The sequence below is a fragment of the Pseudomonas sp. FG98 genome (assembly GCF_057808595.1).
On the sequence record NZ_JBMDIJ010000015.1, the window covers coordinates 21,435 to 46,379 of the forward strand.

The following is a 24,945-nucleotide window of genomic DNA, read 5'->3' on the forward strand; positions in this document are numbered from 1 at the left end:
CTCCGCTACAGAAGCTCGTCATCACGAATAGCGAAGCCTACGCAAAAGTCGCGCCAGTTTTCCTCGAAGCTCAAACCGCCAGCGCTGTCAGCTGACTTTCACACGCTTGCACTCATCGCGAAAGACCTGGCGAACCTCGAGGAATTCACGGCATATCTGATGGATCAGATGCTCGACGTCGTACAGGGCATGCTTGTTGATCCGCTCTTCCAGCTGCCGGCACAGTTCGGCCAGTTGATGGGCGCCCATATTGCTGGCACTACCCTTGAAACTGTGCGCCTCCAGGCCCAGCGCTTCGGCGCTGCGCGCGGAGCAAAGATGGCGCAGGCGCGCCTCGGAATCCTCGAGGAAGGTTTCCAGCAGATTGATATAGCCTTCTTCCATGACATCCTGAAGGTCACTCAATACCTTGCGGTCAACATGAGTATCGGACACTTGTTCACTCCTTGATCAAGGCTGGGATTATGCCAGAGCGTCCCAGGCAAACTCCACGCGTGCCCGGCGTCCGCCATCGCTCCATTCGGCGTGGCGGCTCAAGCGGCGTACCAGGTTCAGCCCACGCCCGCTCAGGCGCTGCTCGACGGTAGGCGCTCCGTGCAATTTACTCATATCGAAGCCGCGGCCGCTGTCTTCGACATCGATAATGAGACGCCCTCCTCCCTTCCAGGGTTCCACCCGCAGCTCGAGACGGATATGACCGCTGTCCAGGGCCTGCAGGCGCCGGTTGCGCTCCTGGTAATAGGCGGTGAAACCCTGGGCATCGCGCTTGAGCGCCGAATCCAGTTGCAGCACCCCATGCTCCAGGGCATTGGAGTACAACTCGTTGAGCACGCTGTACAGCGCTGAGCTCTGCGTGCGCAGGCCGTGCACCTCTTGCAGCACCTGCATCAACCAGGGCAGAGGATTGAAGCGCTTGAGGGTCTGGGCGCGAAACTCGAAGGACAACGACCAGTCCAGCGGGCTCGACTGGCCACTGTCGGAATACACCAGCGGCGGCGGCATCACCTGCTCCGGGGCGACCACGGTGATTTCCAGCAGGCTGACATCATCCCGCGAACGCCCGCGAAAGGCCTCCAGGGCCAGCAGCACATCTTCGAACAGGTGCGCCGGATCGTGATTCTCGGCGAAGACCCGGTGCAGGCGCTCGACCCCGAACAGTTGATCGTTCTCGTCGCAGGTCTCGACCACACCATCGGTCAGCAGGAACAGGCGGTCACCCAAGGCTAGCGGCAGTACATCGGTGCGCTCGTCGAAGCGTTCGGAGGACAGCACCCCCAGCGGCAGATGTCGCGAGACCAGTGGCAACGCCTCGCCGCCAGCCGCCGGCAACAGGTAGCCGTCCGGCATGCCGCCATTCCACACCTCGACCACCCGCCGCTCGAAACTCAGGTTGAGCAGCAGCGCACAGCAGAACATATCCACAGGCAGGATGCGCTTGAGCTTGGCATTCATCTCGCGCAGGGTTTCCGCCAGGCCGTAGCCCTTGGCCGTCATGCCATAGAAGACCTCGGCCAGGGGCATGGCCCCCACCGCGGCGGGTAGGCCATGACCGGTGAAATCGCCGAGCAGCACATGCATCTCGCCGGTCGGCGTGAAGGCGGCCAGCAGCAGGTCGCCGTTGAACAGGGCGTAGGGCGATTGCAGGTAGCGGATGTTCGGCGCACTGAGGCAGCCGGCGTGGGCAATCTGGTCGAATACCGCCTTGGCCACGCGCTGCTCGTTGAGCAGGTGATTGTGGTGCAGGGCAATCTGGTCACGTTGCTCCAGCACCGTGGCCTGCAAGCGCCGCAGGCGATCCATGGCCTTGATCTTGGCCGCCAGCACCACCGGACTGTAGGGCTTGGCCAGAAAGTCGTCACCGCCGGCCTCCAGGCAGCGCACCAGCGCCGCGTCCTCGGTCAGCGAGGTGAGAAAGATGATCGGCACCAGCTCTTCACCGGCCAGCGCCTTGATCTGCCGCGCCGCTTCGAAGCCGTCCATCACCGGCATCACCGCATCCAGCAGTACCAGTTGCGGACGCTGCTCGGCGAACAGGGCCACGGCCAGCTTGCCGTTCTCGGCAGTGAGTACGCGATGCCCCTGCTTGCGCACGAGTGTCGCCAGAAGCAGACGGTCGGTGGCGCCGTCCTCGACGATCAGCACCGTCAGGGCATCGTGAGCACTCATGGCGCGACTCAAGAGATATCGAAGAGGTTTTCGAAATTGGAGATCGCCAGGATCTTGCGCACGTCGACGCTGGTGTTGATCACGCGGATCTGCGAGTCGTCGCCACCGGCGTAATCACGCAAAAGCAGGAGCATGCCCAGGGCCGAGCTGTCCAGGTAGGTGGCCTCCTTGAGATCGACGTCCACGCTGTCCGGGCGCGCCTGTCTTTTCTCGTAGGAGTCGCGAAATTCCTGATGCTTGCCGAAATCGAAACGACCCTTGACGCGGATCGTCAGCTTTTTCCCGTCCTGGGACAACTCGGATTCAACAGCCATGTTGGCGCTTCCTTCGAAGGTGGCGAGTGCGAACCTCTAGAAGGTTTAGCAGCCGGTCCTCGGCCCGGCAAGGCCGGCCGACCAGCGCTCGACCACTAGAAGTGGTCGTGCCGGGGAAGGCGCTGGGACAGTTCGTCGAGCAGCTTCTGCTCGCGCTTGTCTTCGAGCAGGCGCGCCTCTTCGATATAGCGCTGGACCAGCTTGCGCAGCCCCTCGACCCGCGCATAGGCCTCCTGCCAGGTACCGCGCGCGCTGTTGAGGTTGTTCTGATGCCAGACCAGGCTCTGGTGCTGCTGGGCTACCGCCGTGTCGAGCTGACCCAGAAAGCGCTGGAAACCCACCAGCCATTTGCCCGACACCCCTTGGCTACCGCGCTGCATCCATTGCTGCTGGTAATCGCTGCGAAACTGGTCGAGTTCGGCGAGCTTGGCCTGGGCCTGGTTGACCTGCTGCTGGAAGTGGCCGAGGCGCTGGGCGGCCTTGCGCTCGGCATCCTCGGCCATTTCCACCACCGGGGCCAGGCGGGCGGCGCGGCTGGGCTGGGCCATGGGCTATCAGCCCGCTGCCAGCGGGGTGAAGACCGCCGCCAGTTGTTCGCGGCTCTGCTCCTGGCTGACATTCTCGTTCAACCCCTGGCGCAGGAAGTGCACCAGTCGCGGCTGCAGCGAAATCGCCAGGTCGGTTTCCTTGTCGCCACCCGCCACGTAGGCACCGACGCTGATCAGGTCACGGCTCTGCGACAGTCGCGACCAGAGCTGCTTGAACTGCTGGGCCTGGGTCATCTGTTCCGGCGTGACCACCTGCGGCATGACCCGGCTGATGGACGCCTCGATATCGATGGCCGGGTAATGCCCCTCCTCCGCCAGGCGCCGCGACAGCACGATATGGCCGTCGAGCACACCCCGGGCCGAGTCGGCGATCGGATCCTGCTGGTCGTCGCCTTCGGAGAGCACGGTGTAGAAGGCGGTGATCGAACCACCGCCGGCCTCGCCATTACCGGCGCGCTCCACCAGCTTGGGCAGCTTGGCGAAGACCGACGGCGGATAGCCCTTGGTCGCCGGCGGCTCGCCGATGGCCAGGGCGATTTCCCGCTGGGCCTGGGCGAAACGGGTCAGGGAGTCCATCAGCAGCAGGACGTTCTTGCCCTTGTCGCGGAAATACTCGGCGATCCGCGTGCAGTACATGGCCGCACGCAAGCGCATCAACGGCGCGTCGTCCGCCGGCGAGGCCACCACCACCGAGCGCTTGAGCCCCTCGGTGCCGAGGATATGCTCGATGAATTCCTTTACCTCGCGGCCCCGCTCGCCGATCAGCCCGACCACGATGATGTCGGCCTCGGTGAAGCGGGTCATCATCCCCAGCAACACCGACTTACCCACACCGGTACCGGCGAACAGGCCAAGACGCTGGCCGCGGCCGACGGTCAGCAGGCCGTTGATGCTGCGGATACCGACATCCAGGGGCTGACTGATGGGGTCGCGGTTCAGCGGGTTGATGGTCGGGCCATCCATCGGCACCCAGTCCTCGGCCTTCATCCCGCCCTTGCCGTCAAGGGCACGACCGGCGCCGTCCAGCACCCGGCCGAGCATGCTCATGCCCATGGGCAGGCGGCCGCTGTCATCCAGCGGCACCACCCGCGCACCGGGGGCGATCCCGGCAACGCTGCCCACCGGCATCAGGAATACCTTGCCGCCGGAGAAGCCCATGACTTCGGCTTCGACTTCCACCGGGTGGTAGCTGTCATCGTTGATTACCTTGCAGCGGCTGCCAATGGCCGCGCGCAAACCCTCGGCCTCCAGGGTCAGGCCAACCATGCGCAGCAGGCGGCCTTCCACGACGGGCTGACCCGGCAGGCGAATAGCGTCGGCATAGGTGCCCAGGCGCTTGGCGAAACTGGTGCGATCAAGGCGCATCGCTGGTTTCCGCTGCCTCGGCTGGCACCTTCGGCTTGTCCAGCAGTTCGATATGCAGGTCCGGTGCGGCGGGATGCAGGCCCTGGTCGTGCAACTGGTCGAACAGTTGCTTCACCGCTTTCTCGATACGGGTTTCCATGGTCGCGTCGATACGGCTGTGGGCGGTCTCGATCCAGCAGCCGCCGGGCTGCAGCGAGTCGTCTTCGAGCAGCCGCCAGTTTTCCTCGTGGCGTTCCCGCAGGGCCTTGGCCAGGGCGAAATCCTGGGGGTTCAAATGAATGCGGATGTTCTCGGCGCCCATGGGCAGCAGCTTCAGCGCTTCACGCAGGACGTGGGTGATCTGGCTGGAGTCGGTTTTCAGTTCGCGACCGATGACTTCCCGAGCAATGTGATTGACCAGGTGCACCAAGTGCTTCTCGATCTGCGCATCCTGCTCGGCGATGGGCTCCAGCAGGTGCTCCATCAGTTGTTCCAGACTTTCCAGGCGGGCGTTCAGCGCCACCTCGGCTTCCTGGCGCACCTTGAGCTGGGTGCTGTGGAAACCTTCGCGCTCGCCGGTGGCGAAACCTTCGTTGTAAGCCTCCTGGCGAATGCTTTCGAGCTCTTCGAGGGTCAGCGGCTGGACTTCCTCCAGCGGGACTTCCTCGACCTCCTCGGCGACTTCTTCCGGTTCAGGCTCGGGTTCGGGCTCCGGCTCGGGATCGAAACTGGGCAGCGCCCAACGGTCGAACCCCTCGAGGTCGCGGGCGCGGATCAGTTCACTCAGATGTTCGTTGGTCGACATGATTCCATGCGCTCAAAGTCGGTTACGGATGATCGAACCCAAGCCGGCCACAACCAGGGCTGCCTGGCAATCGACGCCGGCCCCGCAAGGCCGGCGTCGACAGATCAGATCATCTCTTCGGCACCTTTGCCGCCCAGCACGATCTCGCCGGCTTCGGCCATGCGGCGGGCGATGGTGAGGATTTCCTTCTGCGCGGTCTCGACGTCGCTGACGCGGACCGGGCCCTTGGCTTCCAGGTCGTCGCGCAACAGCTCGGAAGCGCGCTTGGACATGTTCTTGAAGATCTTGTCCTTGACCTTTTCGTCGGCGCCCTTGAGGGACACCACCAGCACGTCGGAAGACACTTCGCGCAACAGGGCCTGGATTCCGCGGTCGTCGACATCGGCCAGGTTGTTGAAGACGAACATGAGGTCTTCGATCTGCTCGGAGAGATCGCCGTCGATCTCGCGGATCGCATCCATGAGCTGGCCTTCGACCGAACTGTCGAGGAAGTTCATGATGTCTGCGGCACGCTTGATACCACCCAGGGTGGTGCGCGCGGCGTTCGAGTTGCCGGAGAACTGCTTCTCGAGGATCTGGTTGAGCTCCTTCAGGGCCGCCGGCTGCACGGTGTTCAACGACGAGACGCGCAGGATGATGTCCAGGCGCACCTTGTGGTCGAAGTTGCCGAGGACTTCCCCGGCCTGGTCCGGATCGAGATAGGCCACGACGATTGCCTGGATCTGCGGGTGTTCGTAGCGAATGACGTCGGCGACAGCGCGAGGTTCCATCCACTTCAGGCTGTCCAGACCACTGGTGTTGCCACCCAGCAGGATCCGGTCGATCAGGCCGTTGGCCTTGTCCTCGCCGAGGGCCTGGGTGAGCATCTTGCGGATGTAGCCGTCGGAGCCGACACCCAGGCTGGTCTGGTCGCCGACGATCTCGACGAACTCGCTCATCACCTGCTCGACCTGCTCGCGATGGACGTTGCCCATCTGCGCCATGGCCACGCCAACCCGCTGGACCTCTTTCGGCCCCATGTGCCGCAGTACCTGCGCGGCGTCGGTCTCGCCCAGCGACAACAGCAGGATGGCTGCCTTGTCGACGCGGGTGAGCTTGGAAGTCAGGGCTCGATTGTCACTCATCGGCGTTGATCCACTCTTTCACGACCTGGGCCACGCGACCCGGGTCTTCTGCCACCAGACTCTTGATAGCGTTGAGCTGGGCATCGTAGCCCTCGCTCGGACTAGGCAAGAGGATGCTTTGCGGACCACCCAGGCTCACACGGTCGCTCGGCATTTCGCCGTCCAGACCGATCATGCCGCCCAGTTCCATGTCTTTGTCGCTGCTGCCCGACTGCCTGCCATTGCCGGTGATGTTGTTGAGTACCGGACGCAGGACCCCGAACACCAGCACCAGGATGAACAGCACGCCCAGCACCTGCTTGACGATGTCCCAGAACCACGGCTGCGAATAGAACGGAATCTCGGCGATGGCCTCGCTACGGTCGGCGGCGAACGGCACGTTGATCACGCTGACACTGTCGCCACGGCTGGCGTCGAAGCCCACTGCGTCCTGGACCAGACGGGTAAAGCGAGCCAGGTCCTCGGCACTCCATGGCGCCGTGGTGGTGTTGCCGTTGGCGGGGTCGATCTTGACCTGGTCATCCACCACTACCGCGACCGACAGGCGGGTGACACGCCCCTGCTGCTGGCGGGTGTGGCTGATGGAACGGTCGAGTTCGAAGTTCTTGGTCGATTGCTGGCGCTTGTCCGACGGATAAGGCGCGAGCATCGGCTGGCCGGTGGCCGGATCCATCACTTGCTGGCCGTTGGCGTCGAGCAGCGGCTGGCCGGGCTGGATCGCTGCGGCGGCGCCGGCAGCGCCGCCACCGGTGGTCTGCGGCGCGCTGGCCGGACCTGGTGGCTGGTTGCTCAGGGCACCCGGTACGCCTTGCGGGCCCGAGCTGCTGGAACGCTGTTCATTGACCGACTGCTCGCTGCGCAGGGCTGGCTGGTCGGGGTTGAACTGTTCGGAAGTGGATTCGACGGCGCTGAAGTCGACGTCGGCGGAGACTTCGGCCTTGTAGCGATCGTTGCCCAGCACCGGCTGCAGGATGTTGTGCACCCGCTGGGTCATCAGGCCTTCCATGCGCCGGCTGTAGTCGAACTGCTTGCCGGCGACGGTGAGCTCGGTGTTTTCCAGCTGGCTGGAGAGCAGGTTGCCTTTCTGGTCGACCACCGTGACCTGGGACTTGTCCAGCTCGGGCACGCTGGTTGCCACCAGGTTGACGATGGCCATGACCTGCCCGGCTTCCAGGGCGCGCCCCGGGTAGAGCTCGACCAGCACGGAAGCACTCGGTTTGCGTTCGTCACGGACGAACACCGAGCTTTTCGGGATCGCCAGGTGCACGCGGGCGGCCTTGACATTGCTCAGGGCGGAAATGGTCCGCGCCAGCTCGCCTTCCAGGCCGCGACGGTAGCGGGTGGCTTCCATGAACTGGCTGGTACCGAGGCCCTGCTCTTTGTCGAGGATCTCGAAACCGACGTTGCCGTCGCTCGGCGCCACGCCGGCGGCGGCCAGTTTCAGACGGGCGCGGGAAATGTCCTCGGCCTTGACCAGCAGTGCACCGGAATTGGGCTCGACGTTGTAGGGGATGTCTGCGGCGGCCAGGGTTTCCATGACCTGCTTGGTGTCCATGCCGGAGAGGCTGCCGTACAGCGGACGGTAGTCCGGCTGCTGCGACCAGAGGACCACGGCGAAACCGATGGCCACGCTGGCGGCCAGGCCGACCAGCAGGCCAATCTGGCGCAGCATGGGCATCTGCGAGATGTTTTCCAGGAACGACATGCCGAACAGCGGCGGCTTGGGCGCTGGCGGGCTGCCCTTGGAGGGCACGTTATCGACGACTGCATCGGCCATGAATCAAATCCCGCCTTAAACCGGCATCTGCATGATGTCTTGATACGACTGGACCAGCTTGTTGCGCACCTGCGTCAGGGCCTGGAACGAGACGCTGGCTTTCTGCGAGGCGATCATCACGTCGGTCAGGTCGACGCCGCTCTTGCCGATTTCGAAGGCATTGGCCAGTTGCGAAGAGGCCTGCTGGGTGTCGTTGACCTTGTTGATGGCCTGACCCAGCATGTCGGCGAAACTGCTCTGCCCCAGCTCGGCAGGCGCCTGCACGGCCTTGGAGGCCGACATGGCTTCCATCTGCATGGCGCGCATGTCCAGCATCAACCGATTGAATTCAACACCTTGGCTCATGAACTTCTCTCTCCGACGGCCCGCATTTTTTTGACACTCACGCAGCGGCTGATACAGGACTTAGCAACAAGAGTGCCAGCTAACCCCGACGACTTTGCAAAACCCTTTCCGACTGCCCTCAAAGCCCCGTGGCATAAAGGCTGGCCTCGACATCCATGCCCGCGTCGCGCATCTGCGCCAATTTGTAGCGCAAGGTCCGCGGACTGATGCCCAGGCGCTCGGCAGCCTCCTTGCGGCGGCCGCGCTCGGCGCGAAGGGTGTCGATGATCATCTGGAATTCATGCCGGCGCAAGTCATCCCCGAGGCCACCGGCATCACCCGCCTCGGCCACCGCCGGCAACGCTGCGGACCGCGCCGGCTGCGGGGTTGGCGCCAATACCGGAAGCACCCCGGCGAGACAGAAATCCGCCGCAGCGATCACCCCGCCCTGCTGCAGGATCAGCGCGCGCTGGATCGCGTTGTCCAGTTCGCGCACGTTGCCGGGCCATGGATAGCCTTGCAGGCAAGCCCTGGCTTCCTCGGAGAGCCTAACCGGTGCGTGCTTCATTTTATTGACGTGGCGCAATAGCAGGCGCTCGGCCAATGGCAGAATATCGGCGCTCCGTTCGCGCAGCGGACGCCAGGCCAGCGGGAAGACCGACAGGCGATAGAACAGGTCTTCACGGAAACGCCCGGCCGCCACTTCACCGGCCAGGTCGCGGTTGGTAGTGGCGACCACGCGGATATCCAGGGCAATCGGCTTGCGTCCGCCGACCCGCTCCACCTCCCGCTCCTGCAATACCCGCAGCAGCTTGGCCTGCAGCCCCAGGGGCATCTCGGAAATCTCGTCCAGCAGCAGCGTGCCCCCATCGGCCTGCTCGAATTTGCCCGCCTGCGCCGCGATGGCCCCGGTGAACGAGCCCTTTTCGTGACCGAACAGGGTAGCTTCGAGCATGTTGTCGGGAATCGCCGCGCAGTTGATGGCCACGAACGCCTGGTCGGCTCGCGGCGAATGCTGATGGATATAGCGCGCAAGGACTTCCTTGCCGGTGCCCGACTCACCGGAAATCAGAACGGTCGAGTCACTGCGGGCGACCCGCGCCGCCAACTCCAGCAGTTGGGCGCTGGCTGGCTCGCACGCCACCGGACCCTCGGCATCGGCGCCACTGGCAGCGCCCAAGGCGTGGCGGGCCACCAGCTCCAGCAGCGCCCGCGGCTCGAATGGCTTGACCAGGTAATCGGCAGCGCCCTGGCGCATCGCATCCACCGCCCGCTCCACCGCCGCATGGGCAGTCATCAGCAACACCGGCAACTGCGGCTGGCTGGCACGCAGGCGCGCCAGCAACTGATGGCCATCCATGCCCGGCATGTTCACGTCGCTGACCACCAGATTGAAGCTATCGGCGGCAACCTGCTCCAGCGCCTCCTCGGCCGAACCCGCAGCACTGTAGGTGAAACCACCCAGCTCCAGGGTGTCACCCAGGGCCTGGCGCAGCGCTCGATCGTCTTCGACCAGCAACACCTTGATCCTGCTCATGCCGACACCTCGCGGGCGCCACCGATCAGCGGCAGGCTGACAGTGGCACAGGTTCCACGACCCGGGCGCGAACGCAGGTGCAACTCGCCCTGGTGAGCCCGGGCAACCGCCTTGACCACCGCCAGGCCGAGCCCGGTACCGGTGGCCTTGGTCGTCAGGAAAGGTTCACCGAGCCGCTGCAGCAGCCCGCTGTCGATGCCACTGCCGGCATCGCTGACACACAGGCGCAGGGTAGCGTCGCGACGATACAGATGAATCTTCAGGCGGGCGCAACCGGCGCTGGCCTGCAGGGCGTTCTCCAGCAGATTGAGCAGTGCGCCGACCAGCGTGTCGCGGTTGCACAGCAGCTCGCCGAGGTGGCTGTCGCACTGCCAGCGCACGTTATGACCATGGACCTGGGTCTGGGCAGCCTGCTGCAAGGCCTGGAACAGTGCCTTGGGTGTCAGGCGATCGGTCAGCGGCAGCTCGCCGCGGGCAAAGACCAGCATGTCGCGAACCTGGTGTTCCAGTTCATGCAGGCGCTCCTTGAGACTGCCGGCGAAACGCTGGCGGGTTTCCAGCGGCAGGTCCTGCTCGGCCAGGTGACTGGCATACAACATGGCCGCGGACAGCGGCGTGCGGATCTGATGGGCCAGCGAAGCGACCATGCGCCCCAGGGTGGACAGGCGCTCATGGCGAGCCAGTTGATCCTGCAGGTGACGGGTTTCCGTGAGGTCGTTGAGCAGCACCAACTGACCCGGCTCGGCATCCAGGGAACGCGTGGAAATGGACAGGCGACGACCGTCACGCAGGGAGATCTCGTGACCATCATCCTCGCGAGGCGCGAAGCTGCGGGCGATTACCTGGCGCCACAACTCCCCCACCAGCGGCTCGCCGAGCAATTCGCAGGCCGCCGGATTGGCCTCACGCACCAGGCCATGTCCATCGATCACGATCACCCCGCCTGGCAGCAGGTCCAGCAGGTTCTGCAGACGGTTGGCCAGGCGCTCCTTCTCCGCCAACTCGGCCATGCGCTGCGCGCTGACTACTTCCAGTTCGCCCTTGAGCTCGGTAACCCGGGCCTCCAGCAGGTTGTAGGACTGACTGAGCTGGGTGGACATCTGATCGAACAGGGCGAACGCCTGCTCCAGGCCGACGCGGCTTTGCTGCTCGGCAGCATCCGGACGTGGCGGCTCGTGGGAAGTGATGGCGGCGTGGGGCATCGTGCTCTCTCGCGTGGCTTACCGTCATAAACCGGTATGTGGAGAGCGATGTAGCAATAGCCATGCCGGAAACTTTTCCGTCATGCCGCCGCTGCCACATAAGAAACGGACAAGGCCCGCAGATGCGGGCCTTTACCGTACGAAAAGAAAGGCTTTAGAACAGGCCGCGAACAGTTCGCGAAAAAGCAGGCGTCAATCCTCCGCCTGCTCATCTCCCTCGCGACGACTCATGCCGTACTTGCGCATCTTTTCCACCAGGGTGGTGCGGCGAATGCGCAGGCGTTCGGCGGCGCGGGCGACGATGCCGTTGGCATCGTCCAGCGCCTGCTGGATCAGTCCCTGTTCGAGACTGCCAAGGTAGTCCTTCAGGTCCAGACCTTCGGGTGGCAACATGGCATTGGTCGGGAAACTCGGCGCATGCCCGTTGATCACCACGCGCTCTTCCAGATCGGAACGCAGGCTGTCGACCAGTTGCTCGTCTTCGTCGTCGACATAGCGGAATTTCTTCGGCAGTTCGGCAACGCCGATCACGCCGTAGGGGTGCATGATCGCCATGCGCTCCACCAGGTTGGCCAGCTCGCGGACGTTGCCTGGCCAGCCATGACGACACAGCGACATGATCGCCGCCGAGTTGAAGCGGATCGAGCCGCGCTTCTCGTGCTCCATGCGCGAGATCAGCTCGTTCATCAGCAACGGGATGTCTTCGACGCGCTCACGCAGCGGCGCCATCTCGATGGGGAATACGTTCAGGCGGTAGTACAGGTCTTCGCGGAACGAACCGACCTCGATCATGCTCTCGAGGTTCTTGTGGGTCGCGGCGATGATGCGCACGTCAATGCTCTGGGTCTTGTTGCTGCCAACGCGCTCGAAGGTACGCTCCTGCAGCACGCGCAGCAGCTTGACCTGCATCGGCAAGGGCATGTCGCCGATCTCGTCGAGGAACAGGGTGCCGCCATTGGCCAGTTCGAAACGCCCGGCGCGGCTGGTGATGGCGCCCGTGAACGCGCCCTTCTCATGGCCGAACAGCTCGCTTTCCAGCAGTTCCGCCGGAATCGCCCCGCAATTGACCGGAACGAACGGCGCTTCGCGGCGCTTGGAATGGTAGTGCAGGTTGCGCGCCACCACTTCCTTGCCGGTACCGGACTCGCCAAGGATCAGCACGCTGGCGTCCGTGTCGGCGACCTGCTGCATCATCTGCCGTACATGCTGGATCGCCCGGCTGGTGCCGACCAGGCTGCGGAACAGGTTGGGCTCGCGCTGCCGACCACGCTCGCGGGCCTGGTCGTACATTTCGCGGTAGACCTGGGCACGGTGCAGCGAATCCAGCAGATTGCTGTAGCTCGGCGGCATTTCGAGGTTGGAGAGCACGCGTCGGCGCAGCTCTTCCGGAAGTTCGAGCGAAGAAAATTCGCCCAAAAGCAGAACAGGAAGGAACTCATCCCAGGCAGCGACTGTCCTAAGCAAGCCCAGGACGCCGGCCGGAGCATTGACAGTGCCGATCAGGACACAGAGCACTTCACGACTGGACGACAACGACTCGACAACCTGCTCCCAGTCATGACTGGAGCACGGCAGATTTTCTTCCCCAAGAAAATTCAATACCACCGCCAGGTCACGGCGGCGAGCACTATCGTCATCGATCAGGAGAATTTTGGTTTCACGCCACATGCAATAGCAACTTCCCTAGTCAACTCGAGGCCCTTCGAAGGGCATGCTCGACATCATTCCGACTGAACGGTCAGTGTTCCGACGTCTGAAATTAGAAAACAGCCACTAGTTAAGTCAAAAAACCTTTAACAGTCAAATTTATGGCGCGTAACTGATTTTCGATCAACCGTCAGCGGTACAGATGGTATACCTTTGTCGCCTGTTGCGCCTGCTTGATCTTTGACATCTCGTCGGCGATTGCCTGACGCTCTTCCGTTGCCACATCGATCAACTGCCGATAGACACCCAGCAGATCCTGCAGATTGTCCCGCAGCGCTTCCTCGTCGACCACTTCCGCGCTCATCACTTCGTCCATGCAGGCGCGGCAAGCCTGATCCAGCTCACCCACCGCTTCCCAGTCGCGATTGGCCAGTGCGCCAACCAATGCTTCCCGGGTTTCCTCGATACGCTTGAGCACAGCACTCATCACGATATCCTCATCGCAACTGGTTATTGTGGGGCGACCGCGTCCCAGCCTTCCTTGACCGTGGTCAACAGATCCGCCACCTCGTCGAGCGCGGCGATGTCGTTCTTCAGGTTGGCGTCGGTCAGACGGCGGGTCATGTAAAGGTAGAGAGAATCCAGTCGCTCCAGCTCCGCCGTCATGTTGTCGCGATCCAGGCCTTCGCGCAGACCGCCGACGATGCCGATCGCCTTGCCGATGGCAATGCCCTTGCCGGCAAGGTCCTTGCGCTCCAGGGAGCCCTTGGCCTGGGCGATACGGTCCAGGCCGCCTTCCATGAGCATCTGCACCAGGCGGTGCGGACTGGCCTCGGAGGTCTGTGCCTGAGCGCTGATTTTCTGATACTGACGAAGGGCCAACATCGGATTCATGTTCGTACCTCAACACAATTGCTGTATGACCGGGCTATCGACCGGGCGTCAAAAAACTTTAGTAACCATGAAAAAAGCCCGACATGCAGGAACGGCACTGTCGGGCTTTTGGCGTCAACGAAGAAATCAGGAGTTCTTCTGCTGCGCAGCCATGGCACTGAAAATGGAGGTGATGTTATCACGCTGGGCATTCAGCTGACCCACCAGGGTATCCATGGTGTTGTACTTCTTGGTCAGCGAAGCAGTCATCGCAGTGATCCTCGCATCCAGGCTCGACTGCTGGTTCGACAGGTTCTTCTTGGTGCTTTCAAGAATCTTCGAACGGTCGGCGAGCAGGCCGTCGGACTGGGTATAGGGCTCCATGGCCTTGGTCAGGCGACTGGAAAGACCGTTGTCACCGGAGAACAGGCTCTGGATTTGACCACCCAGCTTCTGGGTGTCCAGGGCTGCGGTGAACTTGGTGCTGTCGAGCTCCAGCAGACCGGTGCTCTGCACGGTATTGATGCCCAACTGCGAGAGCACCGTCAAAGAACCATTACCACCCGATACCGCCGTCGTCAGCTCGGTGCGCAGTGCCGTCAGCATGCCCCGCGCCAGGGAATCACCTGCCAGCGCAGGCGCGGTCCCCAGGGTACCATCGGCGTTTTTCGGGGTCTGGCTCAGACCATTGATGGTGGTGACCAGCGCGTTGTAGGCATCGACGAAGCTCTGCACCGACTTCTTCAGACCGTCGTTGTTGGTGGCGACGGTTACCGTGGTCGAAGTATTTTCAGCCACCAGTTCCAGGGTCAGGCCACTGACGGCATTGTCGACCTTGTTGCTCTTGCTGGTCAGCGCCATGCCATCGACTTCGAACTTGGCATCCTTCGCCAGCGCAGTGATGAATCCGCCACCAGCGCCAGACATCTGGGTCTCGCCATCGATGGTCAGCTCGGGAATGCCACCCACGGAGATATCCGAGCCCAGACCGGTAGTGGTCGAGGTCAACACCAGGCGCGAGCCCTGGCCATCATTGATGATGTTGGCACTGATGCCCTTGGCGTTCAGCGCACTGTTGATCGAGTCACGGGTCGACTGCAGGGTGGCGTTTTCGCCGATCTCGACCTTGTAGACGGTACCGTTCTGGGTGATTTCCAGGGTGCCTTCGCTGATCGCATCGGTATTGCTGGCGAAGCGCTGGCTTGCGACTTTCGAAGCCGTCGCCAGCTCGTTGACCTTGACACTGTAAGTGCCACCTACCGCAAAGCTGTCTGCGGTGGCCTTGACCGACTTCTCGTCTGCCGAAGTGGCCGAGTAGCCGATGAACTGCGGGGTAGTGGTGCTGCCAAGCTTGCTCAGCGCGGTATTGAAGGTGGTGAGTGCGCTTTTCAGGCTGCCGATCGCCGAGATCGAGGCGGTGTTGGCCTTGGTCTGCCGGTCCAGCTGGTTCTGCTTGGGCGTTTTTTCGGCGTCCACCAGGGCTTTGACGATCGAAGCGGTATCCAGACCACTGCCAAGGCCCAGGGCCGGTAGAATCGGACTTGCCATCACTCTCTCCTTTTCGGTTCACGCCAAACGCTTGACCATTAGCGCACAAGGCGAAAATGTATCAATTTTCGTACCGCTTTCAGACTTTCTCGTCGAAAAGCAGGCTGTTGACGTCTTGCAGACTTTTCGCCAGCTCCAGGGCGGTTTCGGACGGAATCTGCCGAATCACTTCACCACTGTCACGGGCAACCACCTTGACGACGGTGGTTCCGGTGGACTCGTCCACCGAAAACTCCAGGTTGCGCTGCAACGACTGGACGTAATCCTGTAATCCCTTCACCGCTTCCTGAAGATCGGTGTCGGTTTTTTTCTGCTCTTGATTGTCCACAGCCGCAAGGCTCGGCTTGCTGTAGACCTTTTCGGACGCACCCTGTTCAGCAGCTTTGTCCTGCTGGGCCACAGCTGCCGCCGGAGCCGGGTAAGACGCGTTCAATCTGACGCTCATGTCCATCGCCCATCACCTCCAAAGTAAAAAGCGAGGGAATGCTGATGCACCCCCTCGCTCTTCATCGTAGCTATTACTGAAGCAGTTTCAGTACAGCGGATGGCAGTTGGTTGGCCTGGGCCAGAACTGCGGTGGACGCTTGCTGCAGGGTTTGCTGCTTGGTCAGCTGAGCGGTTTCTGCGGCGAAGTCGGTGTCCTGAACGCGACCCAGAGCCGAAGCCGAGTTCTCGTTCATGCTCTGCAGGTTGTTGATGGTGCTCTGGAAGCGGTTCTGGATAGCACCCAGCTCCGATTTCTTGTCGTCAACTTTCTGCAGGGCGGCGTCGATGGCGGTGATTGCGCCGTCAACAGCGGTGTGTACTGCGGAGTCCGAAGTACCGGAAATAGCCAGGGCGCCGGTACCAACAGCCAGGGCGGTAGCCGCGAAGCTGGAGGTCATCGAAACGCTCAGGATCTGGCTGGTACCAGTCATCGCACCGACCTGGAACTCCATGGTGCCAGCGGAACCGTTCAGCAGTTGCTTGCTGGTGCCGTAGGTGGTGGAGGTGGCGATACGGGTGATTTCGTCGGACTTGGCCGCGAATTCCTTGTTCAGAGCAGCACGTTCAGTGGTGCCGTTGGAGTCGTTACGTGCTTGCAGAGCCAGCTCACGCATACGCTGCAGGATGTTGGTGATTTCCGACAGAGCGCCTTCAGCGGTCTGGGTGATCGAGTTACCGTCGTTGGCGTTCTTGATCGCAACGGTGGTACCGGTGACCATGGTTTGCAGCTTGTTGGCGATCTGCTGACCAGCGGCGTCGTCTTTTGCGCTGTTGATGCGCAGGCCGGACGACAGACGAGTCATCGAGTTGCTCAGAGCGTCGGAAGCTTTGTTCAGGTTCTTCTGCACGCCCAGCGAAGTGGTGTTGGTGTTTACGGTTAAAGCCATGACGAATTCCTCGTTGGATGGATACTGCGGCTTCCGGCCCTGGCATCCGCCGGGTGTGGCCTAGAGAACCTTCGTAATGTTTATCGCCGGGTTCGGGGATTGCTTTAGGGGTTTTTCAAAAAAAAATGCCATCACGCCGCCACCCCTTGTAAATCAGGTACTTGCCCGAAAAGGCAGCGACCGCAAACGGTCAGCACGATGTGATGGCCATCACAGTTTCACGGCGAAACTGCCTGATCGATCAGGTCTGCCAGGTCGTATTCGAGACCGTCGGCCAGGGCAATCCAGTCCTGGCGCTGCTGGGCGGCAAGCAGCTCACCGAACAGCACAGCGAAGCGCTGTTGCACGGCCTGCGGTGCCTGGAAGAACACGCCGGGGGCACCGTCGAAAAGCTCCACCATCAGCACTGCGGCCTCGACATCCCGGCCCAGGCGAAACAGCCCGGCACAGTGGCGCGCCTGATCCTTGAAGGCATTCATCAGCAGAACTCCGCATCGAACTGACTGCCGGCGATCAAGGCGCCGGCGCGACTGGTATTGAAAAAGGCCACCTGTGGATGGCGAGCGATAAAGCGCTCCAGCTCGATCAGGTAACCGCGGAAATTCAGTTGGGTACGCACCCGCTGGCCATTGCCGTCGAGCACCCAGTGCCGCGCTGCCGCAATCTGCGGACCGAGCACCCCGTCATCCCAGCCGGTATGGGTACGATCCCCGGGGAAGGCGAAATCGGCGCCGAACAGGGTGACCCGGCTCGCCCCCATCTTCACTGCCAGGTCCGCCGCGGGATGGATGACGCTGCCGCCGACGAACAGATGCCCGCGCGGAATTTCTCCGCGAACCCGCTCGTACAAAGGGCTGTCCGAATAGGCGGCATAGCGCGGCCCGCGCCATCCAGCCAGGGTCTCGACATCGAGCATCGGCATGTACACCAGCGCGGTATTGGCCGAAGCCTCGGGCGGCAGGTGATGCAGGCGGATCTTGTGATCGACGCTAACCACGATATCGGGCTCGATACCGACCGCCAGCAGGGGCCTGTAGGCGGTGTCCACGGCGATGAACAACGGCCGCCCTGCCTCCTCGCGGATGCGCTTCAAGGCCGGCAGGTGGCCTTGCAGGGAGGGCCCGGTGGCAATGACGAAAGCTGCCTGCCCTGCCCGGCTGCCGAACAGCTCGGCAACGTCCCGGTCGCTGCGCAGCAGCGGCAGGCTGCGCTCCAGCAGCGCCAGCAGCTGCGGATCGGCTACATCGAAGAGGGTGTTGTTGAAGGTCAGGTGGGTTTCACTGATCAGGCGGTCGCGGATCTTCGCATTGACGTCGTCGGCCAGCACCAGCTCGGCCGGCAAGGCGAAGTAGGGTTGAGAGATTTCATCGGCATCGCCGGCATAGTCCAGCTCGATGCGTGGATCGGCCAGCCATTGCTGCTGATCGAGCAGATGCAGGACCAGAACGAACAGCGCGCCATTGAGAATGTGCACATGCAGGCGCTGCAGGCCGGGACGCTGCAGCAGGGCATGCTGCACGTCGCCCAGGCCGGTGCCGTAGAGATGCAACAGGGGACTGTCGGGCAGGCTGGCCGCCTGGAAACGCGCCTCGGCGACGCGATCATGACGACTGCTGAGCTGGATGCCATCGACGCTCAGGGTCGATCCGTGCCCCTCGCTCAGCACCGCGTTGACGCTGCCGCTGTCCTCGCGCACCAGGCGCTCGAACAACGACGGCCAGCGGGACTGGATAACCTCGGCGTTGCGCTGGAAAAACTCGCTCATGGATGAGCATCCCTTGCCTGCGAAACGCCGCAGATTACCCCGTGCCGCGCGTCAGGTCACGGCCGATGGAGAATCGCCGAGCCCCACGACAGGCCTACGCCGAAACCGCTTACCGCGACACGCTTCCAGGTGCTGTCGAGGGCGTGCTTCTCCAGCAGCAGGGGAATGCTCGACGACACGGTATTGCCGGTCTCGACCATGTCCTTGACGAACTTCTCAGGCTTGTCTTCGAAACGCCGCGCCACGGCATCGACGATCGCCGCACTGCCCTGGTGGATGCAGAAGGCGTCGATGTCGTCCGCAGCCAGTCCGGATTGCTCCAGGAGCTCGTGCAGGTGCGCAGGCACCTTGAGCAGGGCGAAGTTGAACACCTGGCGACCGTTCATGAAGAACACGCCATCGGTGACCTTCAGGTGCGGCGCGCCGGAGCCATCGGTGCCGAACGCCGATTTGCCCAGGGCCCAGATCGGATCCTCGCCCATCCAGGTGGCGGTGGCAGCGTCACCGAACAGCATGGTGGTGTTGCGGTCTTCCGGATCGACGATCTTCGAGTAAGGGTCGGCGGTGACCAGCAGGCCGTTCTTCAGGCCGGTGGCTTCCATGAAGCCCTTCAGCGCATAGATGCCGTAGACGTAACCGGAGCACCCCAAGGAGATATCGAACGCTGCGACATGGGTCGGCAGGCCAAGCTTGTCCTGGACGATCGCAGCGGTATGCGGCAGGCCTTCGGCGTCGCCGTTCTGGGTGACGACGATCAGGGCATCGATGGAATCGCGTGACAGCGTCGGATTAGCGGCGAACAGGGCGTTGACCGCCTCGACGCACAGGTCGGAGGTTTCCTGCTCATCGGCCTTGCGTGGCAGGAAGGCCGAGCCGATCTTGCCGAGGATGAATTCCTCGTCCTTGCCGAATTTGGCGCCTTGTGCGTAGTTGTCCAGGCCGGCGGCCGGAACGTAGCTCGCAATGCTTTTTATGCCAATCATCATGGCTTCCCAATGAAAAACTGCTGAAGATCACCGCTCGCATGACTCGAGGGGCGCCAGAAAACAGGGATTCCCGCCATCCGCTGAACTGGATGGCAGTGGCAGCGACGGTGACACGGCCCGTCACTCCCATTGAACGATAGAGACACAGATGTCCGTCATGACCGATAGGTCACGGATTTTCACAGACAATGGCACATTTTCCTAGGGCATGCCCTCGCAGACGGGCAAACGCCCTATTCCACCAGCGACCAGTCGAGTGCCGTGCCGCGCTTGAGCGCCTGCCGGGCCTTGCGCCCGAGCAGGGATTCGAGATGCTTGGGCGCCAGGCCCAGTCCCGGACGAATGGCACGCACATTACCGGCATCGAAGACCTCGCCGGCAGCCATGTCGCGCACCACGTACAACGAACGCCGGAAGCGCTTCGATGCCTGTTCGGCCTGGGTCGCGCCGTAGCGCACCTGACCCAGCGACTGCCAGGCGCGCCCGGTTTCCTGCACCAGGCTGGCCAGTTCCGCCGGCTCCAGGGAGAACGCCGCGTCCACCCCGCCCTCGGCGCGGCTAAGGGTGAAGTGCTTTTCCACCACGCTGGCGCCCAGCGCCACCGCCGCCACCGAAGCCCCCACGCCAAGGGTGTGGTCGGACAGGCCGACCTCGCAACCGAACAGCTCGCGCAAATGCGGGATGGTGCGCACGTTGCTGTTTTCCGGGCTGGCCGGGTAGGTGCTGGTGCACTTGAGCAACACCAGGTCGCGACAGCCGGCCGCGCGCGCGGCACGCACGGTTTCATCCAGCTCGGCGAGGCTGGCCATGCCGGTGGAGATGATCATCGGCTTGCCGGTCGCCGCTACCTTGCGGATCAGCGGCAGGTCGGTGTTTTCGAAGCTGGCGATCTTGTACGCCGGCACATCGAGGCTTTCGAGAAAATCCACGGCGCTCTCGTCGAAAGGCGTGGAAAAGGCCAGCATGCCCAGCTCGCGGGCGCGCCGGAAAATCGGCTCATGCCACTCCCACGGCGTGTAGGCCTGCTGGTACAGGGCATACAAGGACGAGCCGGCCCACAGGCTGCTGGCGTCCTCGATAAAGAATTCGCCATGGCTCAGGTCGAGGGTCATGGTATCGGCGGTGTAGGTCTGCAGCTTCAGTGCATGGGCCCCTGCCCGCGCCGCAGCCTCGACGATCTGCAGGGCGCGCTCCAGCGACTGATTGTGGTTGCCGCTCATCTCGGCGATCACCAAAGGCGCGGCATCGACGCCGATGCGCCGGCCGCCCAGATCAAAACTGCTCATGCTGCGAATCCTTCAATAACCGTTCGAAATGGCATTCCGACTGAATGTAGCCGGCACCACGAAAAAGCCCGAGGGAAGCCTGGTTGCCCGTCAGCACCTGCGCCTCGATCACCTGCACCTGCGGCCACTGGCGAAGCAGCGCGCCCTCGCCGGCGCTCAACAGCGCCCGCCCCCAGCCCAAGCCCATTCGCCCCTCGAACAGATACAGCGAAACCCGGGCCCGCGATGCGCCGAGCCGGTCGTAACGCAGCATGCCCACGGCGCCGTCGCCGGCCTCGCCGATCAACAGCAGGCGCTGGTCATTGCCAAGGGTCGCCTGCAGCCAGCGGCAATGGGCCTCCCACTCCAGCGGCGCCTGTTGCAACGATGCATGACGCACCGCCGCAGCATTGCGCCCGTCGAACAACAGCCGCGCATCCTCGAACGCCACTGCCCGCAGGCGCAAGCCCTGCCCGAGCAAGGCCACCGCAACCCGCTGTGCGCCCAGGCCATCCACCCACTGGCGACCGCGCTCGGCGAAATGCTCGCGCAGCGGCGCATTGTCCAGCAGCAGGGCGATGGCCTGGCGCAAGGCCTCCACCGACACCTGCGCGGCCGCGCCGAGGTACAGGTGCACACCGGCCCGGGCAAGGACTTCGGCGTTGGCCGTCTGATTGTCGGCGACACTCACGCACAGGCTCGGCACACCCAGGGCCGCACGCTCCCAGACCGTTCCACCGCCGGCGCCGATGAACAGCGTGGCGCCGGCCATGCGCCGGGCCAGGTCGTCGACGAAGGCCAGCAACTGCCAGCCGGGCCGCTGGGAGACCAGGGCCTGCAAGGCCGGCAGGTCCGGCGACGATTGCCCGGCGATGCACTGCACCTCGATGCCATCGATGCTCATCAGCGCCTGTAGGGTTTTCAGGGTCATGCCGCCCTGGTCGAAGCCGCCGAAGCTGACCAGCACCCGCTGCGGGCCGTCGGCCGCCGGCGCGGCGCCCTGGCGGAACGCCGGACGCAGCACGGCATAGCGCGGCCCCGCGAGCACCCGGCAGGCAGCGGGCACCAGGAGCTGGTAGGTCGCCTCGCTGGCAGTGGCATTCTGGTCGAGCAGCAGGTCGCAATCGTGGGCACGATCGGCCAGGTCGTCGATCACCATGATCCGCCGTGCCCAGCGCCTTGCGCCGCGCTCCCAGGCCGCCCCGAGTGCGTAGTGATCGACGATGATCCAGTCGAACACCACGCCAGGTGGCAACCGCGCGGCCAACGCCGCGATCTCGTCCTCGGCATCCGCCGGCAAGGCCAGCACCTCATGCCCTTCGGCAGCAATCCGGCCAAGCTGGTGCCCGGGCAGTTCACGACAGGCAAAGACTACCGTCGCACCCTGGGCCACCAGTTGCTCCGCGAGGGTCAGACAGCGCGCCACATGACCGATGCCGATGGTGGCACCGGCATCGGCGCGGATCAGTACCCTCACCCTTCAAGCTCCCCGGCAGCGAGCAGCGCAGCGTAGAGGAACTCGGCGCGGCGCCAGTCTTCCTCGGTGTCGATGTCCTGCACCAGATGGCGCGGCAGGATCACCGGCAGGCTGCATTCGGAAAACAGCACATCGCCACGCAGCCAGGCCTCGCTACGGCCCCAGTAGAACTGCCCGGCATCCTGGAAGGCCGGCGGCAGGTCCTGGGAACGGGTTTGCCGGAATTGCGGATACAACGCGGTCAATGCGCCGTCCCCGGTCAGGCCGAGGGCACGCTGCACCGGAAAACCGAAGCCACAGACGGAGAAGGCGAAGGAACGCTCGGCATGGATCTCCAGCAACTCATGCCCTTCGCGCAGGTAACGGCCCTGCAGCAAGGGCGCGGTGGCGTAGATACAGCAGGCCAGTTCGGCGTGGTAACCCTGCTCGCGCAAGGCTTCCAGGGCGTGCACGATCACCGCTGCGGTGGTGGCGTGATCGTCGGCCAGTGGCGCAGGCCGGATGAACGGCACCTCGGCGCCCAGGGCCCGGGCCACGTCGGCGATCTCGGCATCGTCGGTGCTGACGATCACCCGCTCGAACAGGCCGCTGTCCAGGGCGGTGCGAATCGAATGCTGGATGATAGGTTCGCCGCGAAACGGCTTGAGGTTTTTCCGCGCAATGCGCTTGCTGCCACCACGGGCCGGGATGATCGCCACCACGCCACGGGTCATGCCAGCACCTGGCGCAGGGTATCGATCACCTGGTCCTGCAAGGCGTCGCTCAGGTCCGGGAACAGCGGCAGGCTGATGGCCTGGCGGTAGTAACGCTCGGCCTCGGGGAAGTCGCCATCGCTGAAGCCGAGTTCGCGGTAGTAAGGCTGCAGATGGATCGGGATGTAGTGCAGGTTGACCCCGATCCCGGCGCCACGCAGTTGCTCGAAGATCTCCCGGTGCCGGCCTTCCAGGCTCGGCTGCAGGCGCACCACATAAAGGTGCCAGGCCGACTCGGCGCCGTCCTGCATCGCCGGCAACTGCAAGGGCAGATCGGCCAGCAGGCGCTGGTAGCGCCCCGCCAGTTCACGGCGACGGGCGAGAAACGCGTCCAGCCGGTTCAACTGGGACAGCCCAAGCGCCGCCTGGATATCGCACATGCGGTAGTTGAAGCCCAGCTCGGTCTGCTGGTAGTACCAGCCACCATGGCTGGGCTCGGTCATGCGTGCCGGGTCGCGGGTGATGCCGTGGCTGCGCAGGTCACGCAGGCACTGGGCCAGCCCAGGGTCGTTGCACAGGACCATGCCACCCTCGCCGCTGGTGACGATCTTCACCGGATGGAAGCTGAACACCGTCAGGTCGGCATAACGACCGCTACCCACCGGCTCGCCGGCATAGCGCGCGCCCATGGCATGGGCGGCGTCCTCGATCACCCGTACACCGTATTCCCGGGCCAGCCGGGCGATTTCCGCCATGTCGCAGCTCTGCCCGGAAAAGGCCACCGCCACCAGCACCTTGGGCAAGCGCCCAAGCGCCCGGGCGCCCTCCAGTTTGTCGGCGAGGGCCCGGACATCGAGGTTCCAGGTCAGCGGATCGATATCGACGAAATCTACCTCGGCACCGCAATAACGCGCACAGTTGGCCGAGGCGACAAAGCTGTTGGGACTGGTCCAGAGCAGATCGCCAGGGCCGAGCCCGGCGGCCAGGCAAGCCAGGTGCAGGCCAGCGGTGGCGTTGCAGACCGCGACCGCGTGGGCGGCCTGGCAGCGCTCGGCCACGGCGCGCTCGAAACGCTCCAGGGTCGGCCCCTGGGTCAGCCAGTCGGAGCGCAGCACCTCGACCACCGCGTCGATATCGGCCTGGTCGACGTTTTGCCGGCCGTAGGGAATCATGCCGGCAACCGTGCGTGCAGCTCGGTGATGCCCTGGACCGAGAGAAATTCCGGATTGGTATCGGAGCGGTACTCGAAGTCTTCCGCTACCCGCCGCCCCTGCTCGCCGACGCCATCCACGGCGAAATCGGCATCGACATTGTTGAAGCGGATCGACGGTTCGATGGTGAAGTGATCGGCGAACTCCAGGGTCATCCGCGCATCGTCCAGCGGGATCATCAGCTCGTGCAGCTTCTCGCCGGGACGGATGCCCACCACCTTGTGCGGCAACTCCGGCGCCATGCCCCGGGCCAGGTCGACGATGCGGATCGACGGGATCTTCGGCACGAAGACCTCGCCGCCATGCATGCGCGCAAAGCTGTCGAGGACGAACTGCACGCCGTGGTCGAGGGTGATCCAGAAGCGGGTCATGCGCGGGTCGGTGATCGGCAGCTCGTTGGCGCCCTCCCCGATCAGCTTGTTGAAGAACGGCACCACCGACCCTCGCGAACCGGCCACGTTGCCGTAACGAACCACGGCGAAGCGGGTCTGCTGGCTGCCGGCGACGTTGTTGGCGGCAACGAACAGTTTGTCGGACAGCAGCTTGGTCGCACCGTACAGGTTGATCGGGCTGGCGGCCTTGTCGGTGGACAGGGCGACGACCTTCTGCACGCCATTCTCGATGGCCGCGGCAATGATGTTCTCGGCGCCATTGACGTTGGTGCGGATGCATTCGCTGGGGTTGTACTCGGCGGCAGGCACCTGCTTCAGCGCCGCGGCATGCACCACGTAGTCGATGCCGCGCATGGCCTGGCGCAGGCGCTCGGCATCCCGCACATCGCCGAGGAACCAGCGCATGCAGGGAGCAGTGAAGCTTTGCTGCATCTCGTACTGCTTGAGTTCGTCGCGGGAAAACACCACCACGCGGCGCGGCCGGTATTGCTCCAGCAGACGCGTGATGAACGCGCGACCGAAAGAACCGGTGCCGCCGGAAATGAAGATGGATTTGTCGTCGAACATGCCTGGAT

At 63.6% G+C, this 24,945-nt stretch carries 25 protein-coding genes; all 25 read right to left on the reverse strand.

All coding sequences use genetic code 11. The features are described 5' to 3' along the window. Positions 1-87 precede the first annotated feature (87 nt). The 25 genes from ACODSK_RS12500 to pseB all read right to left on the reverse strand — a co-directional run bounded on the left by ACODSK_RS12500 (position 88) and on the right by pseB (position 24,937). Entirely contained in the window at positions 88-435 is a 348-nt protein-coding gene (locus ACODSK_RS12500; protein ID WP_489016378.1) for an Hpt domain-containing protein, read from the reverse strand. Between the two features lie 27 nt (positions 436-462). Further along, positions 463-2,166: an ATP-binding SpoIIE family protein phosphatase gene (locus ACODSK_RS12505; protein ID WP_489016379.1), complete on the reverse strand. Its 1,704-nt coding sequence runs from the start codon at positions 2,164-2,166 to the stop codon at positions 463-465. An 8-nt stretch (positions 2,167-2,174) separates the two neighbouring features. Beyond that, a complete protein-coding gene (locus ACODSK_RS12510; protein ID WP_489016381.1) occupies positions 2,175-2,480 on the reverse strand; it encodes an STAS domain-containing protein in 306 nt (101 codons plus the stop codon). A gap of 95 nt (positions 2,481-2,575) precedes the next feature. Beyond that, positions 2,576-3,028, reverse strand: coding sequence for a flagellar export protein FliJ (gene fliJ, locus ACODSK_RS12515; protein ID WP_489016382.1), 453 nt, complete (start codon positions 3,026-3,028; stop codon positions 2,576-2,578). A 6-nt stretch (positions 3,029-3,034) separates the two neighbouring features. Next, positions 3,035-4,393 carry a flagellar protein export ATPase FliI gene (fliI, locus tag ACODSK_RS12520; RefSeq protein WP_489016383.1) on the reverse strand — a complete coding sequence of 453 codons (1,359 nt, stop codon included), beginning with the start codon at positions 4,391-4,393 and terminating at the stop codon, positions 3,035-3,037. Continuing rightward, positions 4,383-5,177 (reverse strand): flagellar assembly protein FliH, encoded by a 795-nt coding sequence (gene fliH / locus ACODSK_RS12525; protein ID WP_489016385.1) that lies wholly within the window; start codon positions 5,175-5,177, stop codon positions 4,383-4,385. Before fliH ends, fliI begins: the two co-directional genes overlap by 11 nt. 104 nt (positions 5,178-5,281) lie before the next feature. Then, complete coding sequence (gene fliG, locus ACODSK_RS12530) at positions 5,282-6,301, reverse strand: flagellar motor switch protein FliG (RefSeq protein WP_009400046.1); 1,020 nt, start codon at positions 6,299-6,301, stop codon at positions 5,282-5,284. Continuing rightward, on the reverse strand, positions 6,294-8,078 hold the full coding sequence (gene fliF / locus ACODSK_RS12535) for a flagellar basal-body MS-ring/collar protein FliF (RefSeq protein ID WP_489016386.1): 1,785 nt from the start codon (positions 8,076-8,078) through the stop codon (positions 6,294-6,296). Before fliF ends, fliG begins: the two co-directional genes overlap by 8 nt. 15 nt (positions 8,079-8,093) lie before the next feature. Further along, the gene (gene fliE, locus ACODSK_RS12540; protein ID WP_489016387.1) at positions 8,094-8,423 is read right to left on the reverse strand and encodes a flagellar hook-basal body complex protein FliE; all 330 of its coding nucleotides are present in this window, start codon (positions 8,421-8,423) and stop codon (positions 8,094-8,096) included. A 118-nt stretch (positions 8,424-8,541) separates the two neighbouring features. Continuing rightward, entirely contained in the window at positions 8,542-9,939 is a 1,398-nt protein-coding gene (locus ACODSK_RS12545; protein WP_489016388.1) for a sigma-54-dependent transcriptional regulator, read from the reverse strand. Further along, on the reverse strand, positions 9,936-11,141 hold the full coding sequence (locus ACODSK_RS12550) for a sensor histidine kinase (RefSeq protein WP_489016390.1): 1,206 nt from the start codon (positions 11,139-11,141) through the stop codon (positions 9,936-9,938). The genes ACODSK_RS12545 and ACODSK_RS12550 overlap by 4 nt, the downstream gene beginning before the upstream one ends. Before the next feature lie 192 nt (positions 11,142-11,333). Then, a complete protein-coding gene (locus ACODSK_RS12555; RefSeq protein ID WP_489016392.1) occupies positions 11,334-12,809 on the reverse strand; it encodes a sigma-54 dependent transcriptional regulator in 1,476 nt (491 codons plus the stop codon). Positions 12,810-12,978: 169 nt separating this feature from the next. Next, positions 12,979-13,275, reverse strand: coding sequence for a flagellar protein FliT (gene fliT / locus ACODSK_RS12560; protein WP_064302521.1), 297 nt, complete (start codon positions 13,273-13,275; stop codon positions 12,979-12,981). A 23-nt stretch (positions 13,276-13,298) separates the two neighbouring features. Beyond that, on the reverse strand, positions 13,299-13,682 hold the full coding sequence (gene fliS, locus ACODSK_RS12565; RefSeq protein ID WP_489016394.1) for a flagellar export chaperone FliS: 384 nt from the start codon (positions 13,680-13,682) through the stop codon (positions 13,299-13,301). Positions 13,683-13,808: 126 nt separating this feature from the next. After that, complete coding sequence (gene fliD, locus ACODSK_RS12570) at positions 13,809-15,209, reverse strand: flagellar filament capping protein FliD (RefSeq protein WP_489016396.1); 1,401 nt, start codon at positions 15,207-15,209, stop codon at positions 13,809-13,811. A 79-nt stretch (positions 15,210-15,288) separates the two neighbouring features. Next, the gene (locus ACODSK_RS12575) at positions 15,289-15,660 is read right to left on the reverse strand and encodes a flagellar protein FlaG (protein ID WP_489016398.1); all 372 of its coding nucleotides are present in this window, start codon (positions 15,658-15,660) and stop codon (positions 15,289-15,291) included. A gap of 67 nt (positions 15,661-15,727) precedes the next feature. Then, entirely contained in the window at positions 15,728-16,582 is an 855-nt protein-coding gene (locus tag ACODSK_RS12580; RefSeq protein ID WP_042124605.1) for a flagellin domain-containing protein, read from the reverse strand. Between the two features lie 218 nt (positions 16,583-16,800). Continuing rightward, a complete protein-coding gene (locus ACODSK_RS12585; RefSeq protein WP_489016400.1) occupies positions 16,801-17,061 on the reverse strand; it encodes a hypothetical protein in 261 nt (86 codons plus the stop codon). Then, entirely contained in the window at positions 17,061-18,347 is a 1,287-nt protein-coding gene (locus ACODSK_RS12590) for a motility associated factor glycosyltransferase family protein (RefSeq protein ID WP_489016402.1), read from the reverse strand. The genes ACODSK_RS12585 and ACODSK_RS12590 overlap by 1 nt, the downstream gene beginning before the upstream one ends. 56 nt (positions 18,348-18,403) lie before the next feature. Further along, positions 18,404-19,330, reverse strand: coding sequence for a ketoacyl-ACP synthase III (locus ACODSK_RS12595; protein WP_489016404.1), 927 nt, complete (start codon positions 19,328-19,330; stop codon positions 18,404-18,406). A 236-nt stretch (positions 19,331-19,566) separates the two neighbouring features. Further along, a complete protein-coding gene (gene pseI / locus ACODSK_RS12600) occupies positions 19,567-20,619 on the reverse strand; it encodes a pseudaminic acid synthase (protein ID WP_489016406.1) in 1,053 nt (350 codons plus the stop codon). Then, complete coding sequence (pseG, locus tag ACODSK_RS12605; protein WP_489016408.1) at positions 20,606-22,075, reverse strand: UDP-2,4-diacetamido-2,4,6-trideoxy-beta-L-altropyranose hydrolase; 1,470 nt, start codon at positions 22,073-22,075, stop codon at positions 20,606-20,608. The genes pseI and pseG overlap by 14 nt, the downstream gene beginning before the upstream one ends. Beyond that, positions 22,072-22,788 (reverse strand): pseudaminic acid cytidylyltransferase, encoded by a 717-nt coding sequence (pseF, locus tag ACODSK_RS12610; RefSeq protein WP_489016410.1) that lies wholly within the window; start codon positions 22,786-22,788, stop codon positions 22,072-22,074. The genes pseG and pseF overlap by 4 nt, the downstream gene beginning before the upstream one ends. Then, positions 22,785-23,939 carry a UDP-4-amino-4,6-dideoxy-N-acetyl-beta-L-altrosamine transaminase gene (gene pseC, locus ACODSK_RS12615; RefSeq protein ID WP_489016412.1) on the reverse strand — a complete coding sequence of 385 codons (1,155 nt, stop codon included), beginning with the start codon at positions 23,937-23,939 and terminating at the stop codon, positions 22,785-22,787. Before pseC ends, pseF begins: the two co-directional genes overlap by 4 nt. Beyond that, the gene (pseB, locus tag ACODSK_RS12620; RefSeq protein WP_489016414.1) at positions 23,936-24,937 is read right to left on the reverse strand and encodes a UDP-N-acetylglucosamine 4,6-dehydratase (inverting); all 1,002 of its coding nucleotides are present in this window, start codon (positions 24,935-24,937) and stop codon (positions 23,936-23,938) included. Before pseB ends, pseC begins: the two co-directional genes overlap by 4 nt. Positions 24,938-24,945 lie beyond the last annotated feature (8 nt).

What these genes read in the sequence shown, in the direction of transcription:
- fliF (WP_489016386.1), bottom strand. Translation starts at nt 8,078, where the DNA reads ATGGCCGATGCAGTCGTCGATAACGTGCCCTCCAAGGGCAGCCCGCCA.
- fliT (WP_064302521.1), bottom strand. Translation starts at nt 13,275, where the DNA reads ATGAGTGCTGTGCTCAAGCGTATCGAGGAAACCCGGGAAGCATTGGTT.
- ACODSK_RS12510 (WP_489016381.1), bottom strand. Translation starts at nt 2,480, where the DNA reads ATGGCTGTTGAATCCGAGTTGTCCCAGGACGGGAAAAAGCTGACGATC.
- fliS (WP_489016394.1), bottom strand. Translation starts at nt 13,682, where the DNA reads ATGAATCCGATGTTGGCCCTTCGTCAGTATCAGAAAATCAGCGCTCAG.
- pseC (WP_489016412.1), bottom strand. Translation starts at nt 23,939, where the DNA reads ATGATTCCCTACGGCCGGCAAAACGTCGACCAGGCCGATATCGACGCG.
- ACODSK_RS12545 (WP_489016388.1), bottom strand. Translation starts at nt 9,939, where the DNA reads ATGAGCAGGATCAAGGTGTTGCTGGTCGAAGACGATCGAGCGCTGCGC.
- ACODSK_RS12590 (WP_489016402.1), bottom strand. Translation starts at nt 18,347, where the DNA reads ATGAGCGAGTTTTTCCAGCGCAACGCCGAGGTTATCCAGTCCCGCTGG.
- ACODSK_RS12595 (WP_489016404.1), bottom strand. Translation starts at nt 19,330, where the DNA reads ATGATTGGCATAAAAAGCATTGCGAGCTACGTTCCGGCCGCCGGCCTG.
- pseF (WP_489016410.1), bottom strand. Translation starts at nt 22,788, where the DNA reads ATGACCCGTGGCGTGGTGGCGATCATCCCGGCCCGTGGTGGCAGCAAG.
- fliD (WP_489016396.1), bottom strand. Translation starts at nt 15,209, where the DNA reads ATGGCAAGTCCGATTCTACCGGCCCTGGGCCTTGGCAGTGGTCTGGAT.
- fliI (WP_489016383.1), bottom strand. Translation starts at nt 4,393, where the DNA reads ATGCGCCTTGATCGCACCAGTTTCGCCAAGCGCCTGGGCACCTATGCC.
- fliG (WP_009400046.1), bottom strand. Translation starts at nt 6,301, where the DNA reads ATGAGTGACAATCGAGCCCTGACTTCCAAGCTCACCCGCGTCGACAAG.
- ACODSK_RS12555 (WP_489016392.1), bottom strand. Translation starts at nt 12,809, where the DNA reads ATGTGGCGTGAAACCAAAATTCTCCTGATCGATGACGATAGTGCTCGC.
- ACODSK_RS12505 (WP_489016379.1), bottom strand. Translation starts at nt 2,166, where the DNA reads ATGAGTGCTCACGATGCCCTGACGGTGCTGATCGTCGAGGACGGCGCC.
- pseI (WP_489016406.1), bottom strand. Translation starts at nt 20,619, where the DNA reads ATGAGCAGTTTTGATCTGGGCGGCCGGCGCATCGGCGTCGATGCCGCG.
- pseB (WP_489016414.1), bottom strand. Translation starts at nt 24,937, where the DNA reads ATGTTCGACGACAAATCCATCTTCATTTCCGGCGGCACCGGTTCTTTC.
- ACODSK_RS12575 (WP_489016398.1), bottom strand. Translation starts at nt 15,660, where the DNA reads ATGGACATGAGCGTCAGATTGAACGCGTCTTACCCGGCTCCGGCGGCA.
- ACODSK_RS12585 (WP_489016400.1), bottom strand. Translation starts at nt 17,061, where the DNA reads ATGAATGCCTTCAAGGATCAGGCGCGCCACTGTGCCGGGCTGTTTCGC.
- fliE (WP_489016387.1), bottom strand. Translation starts at nt 8,423, where the DNA reads ATGAGCCAAGGTGTTGAATTCAATCGGTTGATGCTGGACATGCGCGCC.
- ACODSK_RS12550 (WP_489016390.1), bottom strand. Translation starts at nt 11,141, where the DNA reads ATGCCCCACGCCGCCATCACTTCCCACGAGCCGCCACGTCCGGATGCT.
- fliH (WP_489016385.1), bottom strand. Translation starts at nt 5,177, where the DNA reads ATGTCGACCAACGAACATCTGAGTGAACTGATCCGCGCCCGCGACCTC.
- fliJ (WP_489016382.1), bottom strand. Translation starts at nt 3,028, where the DNA reads ATGGCCCAGCCCAGCCGCGCCGCCCGCCTGGCCCCGGTGGTGGAAATG.
- ACODSK_RS12580 (WP_042124605.1), bottom strand. Translation starts at nt 16,582, where the DNA reads ATGGCTTTAACCGTAAACACCAACACCACTTCGCTGGGCGTGCAGAAG.